Below are 11,925 nucleotides of genomic sequence, written 5' to 3'. Positions count from 1 at the left end.
GAGGCTGTAACCAGGCTCAGTGCTTGGTCTGGGCCTTGGCGATGGCGGCCTTCACTTCCTCGATGCTTTCCTTCACGCGGTTGGACAGCACGTCGGCGGCTTCGCTGTTGGACTTGGCGATCAGCTCGGCCAGTTCCTTGACGTTGGCCAGGGCCTTCTCGAAAGCGGTCTTCACCAGCTCGGCCTGCTTGGCGACTTTGTCCTCCGGCGTACCGGTGGACAGGAAGTCGGAAACCACGGAGGAGGTCTCCTCCAGGCTCTGGCGCAGGATTTCGGCCTGGCGGCGCAGGACGGCCTGGATGCCTTCCACGGCCAGCTGGTTGGCGGCCGTCACGGCCTCGATGTTCTTGCGCTGGGCGGCGACGAAGGCATCGACGTCAATGCCCGGCACCTTGTAGTCAGCCAGCGTCTTGGTGAAGTCCACCTTGGTGAACTCCGCGAACTTGGTCGGGTCGAAGAACTTCGTCATGTCGAAGTCGAGGAACGGATTGGTCGCCATAGTGTTCAGATCCCTATACGGCTTGCGCCGCTGCGGTGCGGCAATTCCGGGGGGATAATGCTTGGGGTAAGCCAGCCGGTCAATGGTTTTTGTGCACCGCACAATAAACTCTTTTGGCTAGTATAGGCCGGCCGAGCACCGCCATAGGTCGAACCGGCTAAGACACCGGTGACACCCCGTTCCTTCCGCCTAGGCGACGTCCGCCACCCGGGCGCCGGCCAGCCGGGCCAGTACATCGGGGGCAATGGCGAACACGGCATTGGGGGTGCCTGCCGCCGCCCAAACCGTAGGAAATGACAGCAAACGGCGGTCGAATAATGTGACAGGCGTCACCGCATGACCCAGCGGCGGAACGCCGCCGATGGGGAAACCCGTGGTCAGCCGCACATACTCCGGATCAGCGCGCAGCAGCCGGTCGCCGTTCAGCGTGTCGGCCAGGGCCTTGGCCACCAGGGCCTCGTTGATGCGGGTCGCACCCGACGCCACCACCAGGACGGAGGCGTTTTTTTCGCGTGTGCGAAAAACGATTGACTTGGCGATTTGTGCCGCATCGCAACCAATGACCGCCGCGGCCTCCGCCGCCGTGCGGGTGGTGGCGGCGAATTCCACGACGTGGATGGGCTGGCCCAGATCGTTCAGCAGGTTCTGGATCTTCTGCGCGCTGGGGCTGAGGGGTCCGGCCATGACGCGTCAGCCCGCCAGGTCCCGCGACCGCCGATTGGCGGCGGCGACCGCGCGGGTCATCAGCGGCGCCAGGCCCTGCCCCTCGTCCATCAACACGTCCAGCGCCGCCTGGGTGGTGCCCTTGGGACTGGTGACGTTGATGCGCAGCTGGGTGGCCGTGGTGTCCGGGTTGCGGTACAGCAGCTCACCCGCCCCGGTCACCGTGGCTCGCGCCAGGCGCAGCGCCAGGTCCGGCGGCAGGCCCACGGCGGCGCCGGCGGCGGCCATGGCCTCCACCAGGTGGAAAACATAGGCGGGGCCGCTGCCCGACACGGCGGTCACCGCGTCGATCAGCCCCTCATCCTCCACCCACACCACCTCGCCCACGGCGCTCAGCAGCCGCTGGCACAGGTCGCGCTGGCCGGCCGAGACGGCCGGCGTGGCATAGGCGCCGGAGATGCCCCGGCCCACGGCGGCCGGCGTGTTGGGCATGGCCCGCACCAGGGCGGCGCCCGCGCCCAGCACCTTCTGGAAATAGGCAATGGTCTTGCCGGCGGCGATGGACAGGAAGACGGCGCCGCCGGCATAGGCGGCGTAGGCCGGCAGCACCTGGTCCATCATCTGGGGCTTCACGGCCAGCACCACGGCGGTGGGACTGAAATCCGCCGGGATGGCGGCGGGATCAGACACCAGGACCGTCCCCTCCGGCACGGACCCGGTGGGGGCCACGGGGTCGACGATGATCACGCGACGGACGGTGCCCGCCGCCTGCCATCCGGCCAGCATGGCGCCGCCCATCTTGCCGAAGCCCACCAACAACAAATCCACAGCCGTCATCCCCGCACCCTATTTATGACATTCAAACGGAGGTCCCGGGGTGTGGGCTGTATCAAGCTTCGCCGAGCGTGTCCAGAATGGCGGCGGAAACGGCGTCCGCGGCACTTTTGCCGCCCCAGATGACGAACTGGAACGCGGGGTAGTAGCGCTCGCACTCCGCCACCGCGATTTCGACCAGATCCTCGATCTGTTCCACGCTGGCGGCCCGCGTGCCCCGCAGCAGCAGCGTCTGGCGGAACATGGGCGTGTGCTCTTCACTGCACACGTCGAAGTGGCCCAGCCACATCTTTCCGTTCACCTCGGCCAACAGCTCGGTGACGGCCAGTTTGCGGGCCGGCGGCACCTTCATGTCGAACTGACATGAGAACTGCATGGCGCTGACTTCGTTCTGCCAAACGAAAAACAGCCGGTAGTCGCACCACCGGCCGTTGATCTCGACGATCATCTCGTCTTCGCTGGCGCGCTCGAACGGCCATTCGTTGGCCGAGACGATCTCCTCGACGATATCAAGGGGATTGTGGGTGGTGCTGCTAGTCTCGACGGCAAGTGCCGACATGATACGCCCTCCTGTCGCGCGCGATGGCAAGGGACGGCCCATCCCGCCCGGCGCCGGACCGGAAACGTCCGATCCGCTCAAAACAAAATCTGGTGCTGCCGGGCGTGGGAGCTACCAGGGGTACGGTGCCAGAGGATAACCGCCCCCGCAACCGTCTTCTACCCGGCCACTGGGCCCGTTTGGCACCCGCCCCCTTTGGGCAGGGCCGGAAGCCTCGAATCCCTTGGGTTTCGGCCCAAGGCACCCCTTTCGGCCAGGGGGTGAGCGCTCAGGCCGGCTTGTCCGCCTCAGCCGCGGCCTTGGCCACAACCGACTCAAGATGGGCGACGCGGTCCAGCAGCGCCTGCTGCAGGACCATCAGCCGGTTGATCTCATCCTCCTGCGCGCGGGCGCGGGCGGCCATTTCCTTCACGGCCTCGAACTCGTCCCGGCGGACCATGTCCAAGCCGCTGAGCACGCGTTCCAAACGCTGGCGCACATGGCCCTCGACCTCGTTCTTCAGCCCGGCCACGGCGCCGACGGCGCCCCCGGCCACACGGGCCAAATCGTCCAGCACCTTGTTGTCCACCTGCATCGCCTCAATCCTCAAAGCAGTACCGCCGACGCCCCGGTACCGATGCGGCGGGACCCGGAAAGCGAACGGCCATCAGGCCGCCATTATCGCGCCCCACGTTCGCACGTGCAACAGCACCTTCGAAGCGCCCCGGAGGAGCGCCCCTGGTAGCGCCACGGCGCGGGCCGCGTGGTTGCGGATTCCGGCCACCGGTTGCGACCGGGGCGCGGTGCCCCTATAAAGCCGAACAGCCGAGTCCATTTCTTTTCACACGGCCGGCCATGTGGGGGCGGATGCCCGCCGGGACAAGGGCGTGCCGATGTGCCCGGCGCCCACCGCATGACAGGCCGGAAGAGACGTCCACGGGGATATCCACAGCATCATGGCCCTCGCCTTTCCCAATATCAGCCCGACCATCGTCGAGATCGGCCCCTTCGCCCTGCGCTGGTACGCGCTGGCCTACATCGTGGGCGTCACGCTGGGCTACCGCCTGGCGCTGGGCATGGCCCGGCGCATGAACGGCCGCCCCACCCCGGCGGAGCTGGACGACTTCCTGGTCTGGGCCGTTGTCGGTGTGCTGGCCGGCGGGCGCCTCGGCTTCATCCTGTTCTACAACCTGGATTTCTACCTGCAGCACCCGCTGGACATGTTGAAGGTCTGGAACGGCGGCATGTCCTTCCACGGCGGCATGACGGGCGTGGCCCTGGCCGTGCTGCTGTTCGCGCGGCGGCGCGGCTTCAACCCGCTGTCCCTGGGCGATCTGGCCGCCGTGGCCGCCCCCATCGGCCTGTTCCTGGGCCGCCTGGCCAATTTCGTGAACGGGGAGTTGTGGGGCCGGCCCACCGACGTGCCCTGGGGCATGGTCTTCCCCCATGCCGACGACCTGCCCCGCCACCCCAGCCAGCTGTATGAGGCGGGGCTGGAGGGCATCGTGCTGTTCACCGCGCTGTTCCTGCTGTCGCGCGTCCCGTCGGTGCGGGACCGCACCGGCACGCTGACCGGCGCCTTCCTCATCGGCTACGCCCTGTGCCGCATCACGGCCGAGTTCTTCCGCGAGCCCGACGTGCAGGTGGGCTTCCTGCTGGGCGGCGGCGTCACCATGGGCCAGATCCTGTCGGTGCCCATGCTGCTGATCGGCGTGGCCCTGGTGGCCCTGGCCCGCCGCCGCGTGCCGGCGGCGGCCTGATGCCGGGGACGCCTCCGCCCCTCGGAACCCTGGCCGGCCATCTCATCCGCCGTATCCGTGATGAGGGCCCCCTGCGCCTGTCCACCTTCATGGCCGAGGCGCTGGGCCATCCCACGCTGGGCTATTACACCACCCGGGACCCGCTGGGCGCCGCCGGCGACTTCACCACCGCGCCCGAGATCAGCCAGATGTTCGGGGAACTGCTGGGCCTGTGGTGCGCCCAGGCGTGGCTGGCCCTGGGCTCGCCTGCGCCTTTGCACCTGGTGGAGCTGGGGCCCGGGCGCGGCACGCTGATGGCCGACGCGCTGCGCGCCATGGCCCGGGTTCCCGGCCTGACCCAGGCCCTGCGCGTCCATATGGTGGAGACCAGCCCGTCCTTGCGCGCCCGCCAGCGCGCCACCCTGGCGGCCCTGCCCGCCGCCGCCCAGCCACCCCATCCCATCGCCTGGGCCGACAGCCTGGCGGTGGTGCCCGAAGGGCCTCTGCTGGTGCTGGCCAACGAATTCTTCGATGCCCTGCCCATCCGCCAGATGCAGAAGACGGCGCGCGGCTGGGCCGAACGCTGCGTCACCTGGCTGGAACCGGAAAGCCGCTTCGCCTGGACGCTGGACGCCGGCGGCGGCGCCGCGCTGCTGGTGCCGCCCGACCTGCGGGACGCGCCCGAGGGCGCGGTGGTGGAGCTGTGCCCCGCCGCGCTGACCGTGGCGGGGGAAATCGGGCGCCGCCTGGCCACCCACCCGGGCGCCGCCCTGGTGGTGGATTATGGCTATGACGCGCGGCCGCTGGGCGACACGCTGCAGGCGGTGCGCGGCCACGCCTACGCCGTCGTGCTGGACGACCCAGGCCAGGCCGACCTGACGGCCCACGTCGATTTCCGCACCCTGGCCGCGACGGCGGTGGCGGCCGGCGCCCGGTCCCATGGCATTGTCGAGCAGGGGGCCCTGCTGCACCGTCTGGGCATCCAGCAGCGCGCCGCCGCCTTGAAGCGGGGTGCGGCGGCCCCGCAGGCCCATGCCATCGACCTGGCACTGGACCGCCTGGCCGCCCCCGACCAGATGGGCCGCCTGTTCAAGGCCCTGGCCCTGACCAGCCCGGGCGCGCCGCCGCCCGCCGGCTTCGAACCCAGCGAAGGCTGATCCATGACCGCCCCGATCCCTGAAGACCGCCCCTACCTGACCTTGGACGCCCTGGATTTGCCCGGCGTGCACCATGGCTATTTCACCCGGCGGGGCGGTGTATCCACCGGGCTCTACGCCGGGCGCAACGTCGGCTTCGGGTCGAACGACGACGCGGCGGCGGTGGCGGAGAATCGGGCGCGCTGCGCCGCAGACCTGGGCCTGCCGGCGGACAGCCTGGTCACCGTCTATCAGGTGCACAGCCCCACGGTGGTGACGGTGGAACGCCCCTGGGCGCGGGAGGAGGCGCCGCGGGCCGACGCCATGGTCACCCGCCAGCGGGGCATCGCCCTGGGCATCCTGACGGCGGATTGCGTGCCCGTGCTGTTCGCCGACCCGACCGCCGGGGTGATCGGGGCCGCCCATGCCGGCTGGAAGGGCGCCTTCACGGGCGTGCTGGAGGCCACGGTGCGCGCCATGGCGGATCTGGGGGCCGACCCCGCCCGCATCGTCGCCGGCGTCGGCCCCCATATCGGCGCCGGCTCTTATGAAGTGGGGCCGGAGTTCGAGGCCCGCTTCCTGGAGGCCGACGCCGGCAACGCGCGCTTCTTCCATCCCGGCCGGCGGGCGGACCATCCCCGGTTCGACATCGGAGCCTACGTCGGGCACCGGCTGTCCGGGTGCGGCCTGGCCAGGGTGGCGCATACCGGCCACGACACGGTTGAGCGGGAGGATCTGTTCTTCAGCTATCGGCGGTCCACCCTGCAGTGCGAGGGCGATTATGGCCGCCATATCAGCATGATAGCCCTGGACCCCATCTCCTGAGACAGCTTCCAGCGGGGGGGCGGAACCCCCGTATCGGCGCATGCCCCCCGTGCCCAGACAGCGGGGGGCGGCGGTTTACAGCCTAGGCCTTGCTTGATATGGTCCGCGCGCCTTTATGAAGGTATGAAGACGCTCCGGCGTCGCCCACTTCCTATTATTAAGAGCGACCCCATGAAGCTCATCGCCGGCAACAGCAATCGCCCGCTTGCCGAGGCCATCTCGGTCTGCCTGAAGGTTCCGCTGACGAAGGCCAGCATCCGGCGCTTCAGCGACATGGAAGTCTTCGTGGAAATCCTGGAAAACGTCCGCGGCGAGGACGTGTTCGTCATCCAGTCCACCTCTTATCCCGCCAACGACAACCTGATGGAATTGCTGGTCACCATCGACGCCCTGCGTCGCGGCTCGGCCCGGCGCATCACGGCCGTGCTGCCCTACTACGGCTATGCCCGCCAGGACCGCAAGACGGGTCCCCGCACCCCCATCTCGGCCAAGCTGGTCGCCAACCTGATCACCACCGCCGGTGCCAACCGCGTGCTGACCATGGATTTGCACGCCGGCCAGATCCAGGGCTTCTTCGACATCCCCACCGACAACCTGGTGGCTGCCCCGGTGTTCGTGCAGGACATCGAGACCACCATGGGCCGCGATAACCTGATGATCGTGTCGCCCGACGTGGGCGGCGTGGTGCGCGCCCGCGCCATCGCCAAGCGCCTGGACGCCGACCTGGCCATCATTGACAAGCGGCGTGAGCGCGCCGGCGTGTCGGAGGTGATGAACGTCATCGGCGACGTCAGCGGCCGCGACTGCATCCTGGTTGACGACATCGTGGACAGCGCCGGCACCCTGTGCAATGCCGCCGTCGCCCTGAAGGAGCGGGGCGCCAAGTCGGTGCGCGCCTACGTCACCCATGGCGTGCTGTCGGGCGGCGCCGTCGCCCGCGTGGCGCAGTCCCCGCTGGAAGCGCTGATCACCACCGACAGCATCCAGGCGACCGAGGCCGTGCGCGTCTCGCGCAACGTGCGCCACCTGACCGTCGCCCCCCTGATCGCCGAGGCTATCGAGCGCATCAGCAATGAGAAGTCGGTGTCGTCTCTGTTCGACTGATCACTGATCGAAGGCCCCCTCAAACGCCGGGCGCGGCCATCCGGCCGTTTGGCTTCCTCGGTTTCCAGTCCACTGCGTTCCCCGGAAATGTCCGGAGGACGCAGTCACGTCCTACAGCGGCATGAGTTCAGAACTCATGCCGCTGATATGCTTTATGCCGACAGCACCAAGCACCCTCGAAGGCGGCCTCATGGCCGCCTTCTTGACTCTATGGCTTGACTCCGGGCCGTCGCGCGCATACACCCGCGCATTCCGACCGCGTCAGCACCCCTGGAGGCTGGCGCATTTTCTTAAGGAGAGTACCAATGACCCAGATTATCGCGCTCGCCGCCGAGGCGCGGAACGGGGCAGGCAAGGGGACCGCCCGTCAGACCCGCCGCGATGGCCGCATCCCTGCCGTGATTTACGGCAACAAGGAAAAGCCGGTGACGATCTCCCTGGAGGCCGTCCATTTCACCCGCGTGCTGCACAAGCCGGGCTTCTTCACGCACCTGTACGACGTCACCGTCGATGGCGTGACCACCCGCACCCTGCCGCGCGACGTCCAGTTCGACCCGGTGACCGACCGTCCCCTGCACGTCGATTTCCTGCGTGTCAGCGACACCACCGAGATCGTGGTGAAGGTGCCGGTGGAATTCGTTGGCCATGACGCCAGCCCCGGCCTGAAGCGTGGCGCCGTGCTGAACATCGTCCGCCACGAGGTCGAACTGCACGTCCGCGCCAACAACATTCCGGAGCACCTGACGGTGAACCTGGATGGCGTTGATGTCGGCGCCTCCATCCACATCAGCAGCGTCAAGCTGCCGGAAGGCGCCCGTCCGGTCATCGACCGCGACTTCACCATCGCCACCGTTGCCGCTCCCTCGGGCCTGAAGTCCGAAGAGAACGCGGCGGCGGCTGCCGAGGCCTGATAGACGATGCGGCTGGTGGTCGGTCTGGGCAACCCTGGCCCGGAATATGCGCACCACCGGCACAACGTCGGCTTCATGGCGGTGGACGAGATCGCCCAACGCCATCGGTTCAGCCCCTGGAAGAAACGCTTCCAGGGGCTGATCACCGAGGGGCAGATCGGCCCCGAAAAGATCTATCTTCTGAAACCGCAGACCTTCATGAACCTGTCCGGCCAATCGGTCGGGGAGGCGATGCGGTTCTACAAGATGACGCCCGACCAGGTCATCGTCCTGCATGACGAGCTGGACCTGCCCCCGGGCAAGCTGCGCGCCAAGAAGGGCGGCGGCCACGGCGGGCACAACGGCCTGCGCTCCATCGACGACCACATCGGCAAGGATTACTGGCGCGTGCGCCTGGGCATCGGCCATCCGGGGGACAAGAACCTGGTGCACGGCTGGGTGCTGTCCAACTTCGCCAAGGCCGAGCAGACCTGGCTGGTCCCCTTCCTGGACGCGGTCGTGGGCGATTTCAACCTGATGACCGAGGGTGAGCCCGAGAAGTTCCAGAGCCGCGTCGCCCTGGTCACGCAGCCGCCCAGGCCGGCGAAGCAATCCGCGCCCAAGATATCCCCGGTCGAGCCTCGCTAAGCCCCCCCCCAAGCCGGCGCCGCGTCGACACCCGCCTTCAACGCACCCGTCAACGACATGGATCAACCAAAGCCGCCGCGCATCGGCGGGGCTGGCGTGAGTGCCCCTGCGTTGACTTGACGGTCATGGCCCCGGAAAGTCTTCCGATGGATCGGGGGCATGACACGACGCACCGCACATAACCGACTGGACCAGGCGCGCCGCGACAGCGGCAGGCGCCTGATCGCCTGGCTGACGCTGGCGCTGCTGGCCATCGACGTGATGGCCGCCGGCGTGCTGCCCCTGCGCCTGCGGGCGGCGCAGGCCGACCCGGACACCGCCTACATCCTCTGCGGCCCGGCAGCACCGGCCAGCGGGCCTAAGAGCGGTGACGCGTCCCGTCATGGGACCGGCGGCCATGCCCAGCCGTTTTGCGCCTATTGCCTACCCTTCCTGCACGGCGGCATGGCCCTGCCGTCCCCGGTGCCCCTGCCCCTGCCCCGGCTTGCGGGCCGGTTGGATCTGGCCAGCGCCGTCAGTCCGGCGGGGACCACCCCCTACCGCCAGTCCGCCTATCCCCGGGGCCCACCGGCCCGGGCCTGACGCCCCCCAATCGACCCCGCGCCCCCCCACCCCGACCGAGGGGTGGACCGGCGCGGTCCTTCCCAGTCGCGGCCCTTACCGGGTCCAGCGCGCGGTGGAGCATGTCCGGACGCCCCCATGGCGGGGTGCGCCGCCGGGACGTTGCCGGCCGCTGGCGCCCGGAGTCCGCCGCCCTTTCGGATTGGCTTCACAAATGTCATTCAGCGTTTCCAGCGCCCTCGCCGGGTGCCTTGCTCCGTCGCATCGCCCGAGTGGCCCGCATGCGTCCATCCATTTGACCCGGGTATCGGCCCTGGCCCTGATGGCCGGTGCCCTGCCTTGGCTGCCGGCCACCGCGATGGCCCAGCAGGCCGCGACCGATGGGAAGCCCCCCGCCGTCGCCCTGCCCGCCATCGATGTGGACAGGGAGTTCGCGGCCGGGGGTATGTCCGCCCCGTCCGCTGACGGCCACCTCGGCAGCCAGGCCATCGCCGACCGCCGAACCGCCACCCCCGACACCGCCGCCCTGCTCTCCGGATTGCCCGGCGTCTCCCTTTATGGGGCCGGCGGCATTTCCAGCCTGCCCGTCCTGCGGGGCCTGGCCGACGACCGGGTGCTGACCCTGGTCAACAATGTGCCGGTGGCCGCGTCCTGCCCCAACCATATGAACCCGGCCCTGTCCTACATCGCCCCCGGCGACGTGGGCGCCATCGACGTTCTGGCGGGGGTGACGCCCGTCAGCCGGGGCGGCGACAACATCGGCGGCACCATCGCCGTCACCACGCCGGAGCCGCAATTCGCCGGCGAAGGCCAGGGCATGGCCGTGCACGGCGACGTATCCACCGCCTTCCGCAGTGTAAACAACGGCACGACCGTGGGTGGCCACCTGTCCGCCGCGACCGACCGCTACGTCGTGGGCTATGCCGGGTCATGGAGCCGGGGCGACGACTACGCCCGCGGCGGCGACGGCAAGGACGTCAACTCCACCCTGTTCGAAACCCAAAGCCACACGCTCAGCCTGGCGGCCCGGGTGGGCGACGACGGCGTGCTGGAGGTGCGCGGTGGGGTGCAGTACACGCCCTATGAGGGCTTCGCCAACCAGCGCATGGACATGACCGACAACCGTGGCACCTCGGTCGACGCGCACTACAAGGCCGGCTTCGCCTGGGGCACGCTGGACGCCGCCGCGTATTGGCAGCATGTCCGCCACGCCATGAACTTCCTGGAGGACAAGGGTGGTTCGGATGGTGGCGGCATGCCCATGAACACCCGGTCCAACGCCACCGGTTACACGGTGAAGGCCGACATTCCGCTCAGCGCCGCCGACACGCTGCGGGTGGGCAGTGAATTCCACCACTACGCCCTGGATGACTGGTGGCCGCCCGTGGGCGGCATGATGGCCATGATGATGGGCCCCAACACCTTCCACACCATCAACGGCGGCACGCGCGATCGCCTGGGAACCTTCGTGGAATGGGAGCGGACCTGGGGAGGCGGCTGGAGCAGCCTGGCCGGACTGCGCAACGACACGGTATGGATGAACACCGGCACCGTATCGGGCTACAACACCAGCTATGCCGCCAACGCCGCCGCCTTCAATGCCCGCGACCGCGCCCGCACGGACGCGAATGTCGATGCCACGGCCAAGCTGCGCTACGCCATCGACGACCAGGCGACGGTCGACCTGGGCTATGCCCGCAAAAGCCGCTCGCCCAACCTGTATGAGCGCTATGCCTGGTCCACCGGCAACATGGCCAGCAGCATGATCACCTGGAATGGCGACGGGAACTACTACGTCGGCAATCCGGACCTGAAGCCCGAGGTCGCCAACACCGTCAGCGCCTCATTCAGCTGGCGCGCGGCACCCCCCGCCGACGGCACGGAAGCGCCCCCAGCCTGGGAAATCCGCCTGACCCCCCACTACAGCTATATCGAGGACTACATCAGCCAGCGCCTGCTTACCCCGGTGGTGTCCAACGGCGTTCCCTTCGCCAAGGTCATGTTCGCCAACCGTGACGCCCGCACCTATGGCCTGGACCTGTCGGGCCAGGCCACCGTCTGGCGTGACGCCGACCATGGTGCCATCGGCATCAGCGGCGTGCTGGGCTGGGTCCGGGGCCAGACGGTGTCGGACGAGGATGGCCTCTATCACATGATGCCCCTGAACGGCCGCATCGCCGTGGACCACACGCTGGGCGGCTGGCACGGGACGGTGGAGGTGCAGATGGTCGACGCCAAGACGCAGGTCGACCGCCTGCTGCGGGAGCCCACCACCCCCGGCTACACCCAGGTGAACCTGCGCGGCAGCTACACCTGGGGCGATATCCGGGTGGACTTCGCCATCGAGAACCTGATGGACAAGGCCTATGCCCTGCCGTTGGGCGGCATCGACTATGGCGACTGGCGGGCCGCCAACTACGCCACGCTCCTGGGCTCGGTGCCCGGCCCGGGGCGGTCGTTCAACGCCGGCCTGACCGTCAAGTTCTGA

13 protein-coding genes are annotated in these 11,925 nt (G+C 68.7%); 8 read left to right on the top strand and 5 right to left on the bottom strand.

The features are described from left to right. Positions 1-16: 16 nt before the first annotated feature. The 5 genes from FBZ89_RS21645 to FBZ89_RS21625 form a co-directional block, all read right to left on the bottom strand. On the bottom strand, positions 17-499 hold the full coding sequence (locus FBZ89_RS21645; RefSeq protein WP_145752085.1) for a phasin family protein: 483 nt from the start codon (positions 497-499) through the stop codon (positions 17-19). A gap of 189 nt (positions 500-688) precedes the next feature. Further along, positions 689-1,183: a YbaK/EbsC family protein gene (locus FBZ89_RS21640; RefSeq protein WP_145752082.1), complete on the bottom strand. Its 495-nt coding sequence runs from the start codon at positions 1,181-1,183 to the stop codon at positions 689-691. A 6-nt stretch (positions 1,184-1,189) separates the two neighbouring features. Beyond that, positions 1,190-1,999 (bottom strand): pyrroline-5-carboxylate reductase, encoded by an 810-nt coding sequence (proC, locus tag FBZ89_RS21635; protein WP_145752081.1) that lies wholly within the window; start codon positions 1,997-1,999, stop codon positions 1,190-1,192. 52 nt (positions 2,000-2,051) lie between these two features. Continuing rightward, positions 2,052-2,555 (bottom strand): type III secretion system chaperone family protein, encoded by a 504-nt coding sequence (locus FBZ89_RS21630; protein ID WP_088870881.1) that lies wholly within the window; start codon positions 2,553-2,555, stop codon positions 2,052-2,054. Positions 2,556-2,823: 268 nt separating this feature from the next. After that, positions 2,824-3,129, bottom strand: a complete 306-nt coding sequence (locus FBZ89_RS21625) for an accessory factor UbiK family protein (RefSeq protein WP_145613293.1) — start codon at positions 3,127-3,129, stop codon at positions 2,824-2,826. A gap of 361 nt (positions 3,130-3,490) precedes the next feature. Here FBZ89_RS21625 and lgt point away from each other — a divergent pair, with 361 nt between their 5' ends. From lgt to FBZ89_RS21585, 8 genes are all read left to right on the top strand, one after another. Then, positions 3,491-4,294 (top strand): prolipoprotein diacylglyceryl transferase, encoded by an 804-nt coding sequence (gene lgt / locus FBZ89_RS21620; protein WP_186457499.1) that lies wholly within the window; start codon positions 3,491-3,493, stop codon positions 4,292-4,294. Continuing rightward, entirely contained in the window at positions 4,294-5,430 is a 1,137-nt protein-coding gene (locus FBZ89_RS21615) for a class I SAM-dependent methyltransferase (RefSeq protein WP_145752079.1), read from the top strand. The genes lgt and FBZ89_RS21615 overlap by 1 nt, the downstream gene beginning before the upstream one ends. A 3-nt stretch (positions 5,431-5,433) precedes the next feature. Further along, positions 5,434-6,234, top strand: coding sequence for a peptidoglycan editing factor PgeF (gene pgeF / locus FBZ89_RS21610; RefSeq protein WP_145752077.1), 801 nt, complete (start codon positions 5,434-5,436; stop codon positions 6,232-6,234). Positions 6,235-6,405: 171 nt separating this feature from the next. After that, positions 6,406-7,338 carry a ribose-phosphate pyrophosphokinase gene (locus FBZ89_RS21605; RefSeq protein ID WP_145752075.1) on the top strand — a complete coding sequence of 311 codons (933 nt, stop codon included), beginning with the start codon at positions 6,406-6,408 and terminating at the stop codon, positions 7,336-7,338. A gap of 305 nt (positions 7,339-7,643) precedes the next feature. Next, positions 7,644-8,249 carry a 50S ribosomal protein L25/general stress protein Ctc gene (locus tag FBZ89_RS21600; RefSeq protein WP_145752073.1) on the top strand — a complete coding sequence of 202 codons (606 nt, stop codon included), beginning with the start codon at positions 7,644-7,646 and terminating at the stop codon, positions 8,247-8,249. Positions 8,250-8,255: 6 nt separating this feature from the next. Beyond that, entirely contained in the window at positions 8,256-8,876 is a 621-nt protein-coding gene (gene pth / locus FBZ89_RS21595) for an aminoacyl-tRNA hydrolase (protein WP_145752071.1), read from the top strand. A gap of 159 nt (positions 8,877-9,035) precedes the next feature. Then, positions 9,036-9,458: a DUF2946 family protein gene (locus FBZ89_RS21590; protein ID WP_145752070.1), complete on the top strand. Its 423-nt coding sequence runs from the start codon at positions 9,036-9,038 to the stop codon at positions 9,456-9,458. Between the two features lie 274 nt (positions 9,459-9,732). Continuing rightward, positions 9,733-11,925 carry a TonB-dependent receptor gene (locus FBZ89_RS21585; protein WP_186457498.1) on the top strand — a complete coding sequence of 731 codons (2,193 nt, stop codon included), beginning with the start codon at positions 9,733-9,735 and terminating at the stop codon, positions 11,923-11,925.

The sequence above is a fragment of the Nitrospirillum amazonense genome (genome assembly GCF_007828045.1).
In the GTDB taxonomy this organism is placed as follows: domain Bacteria; phylum Pseudomonadota; class Alphaproteobacteria; order Azospirillales; family Azospirillaceae; genus Nitrospirillum; species Nitrospirillum amazonense_C.
Note: the sequence above shows the minus strand (reverse complement) of the source record. Positions and strands in the feature narration are given on the sequence as shown.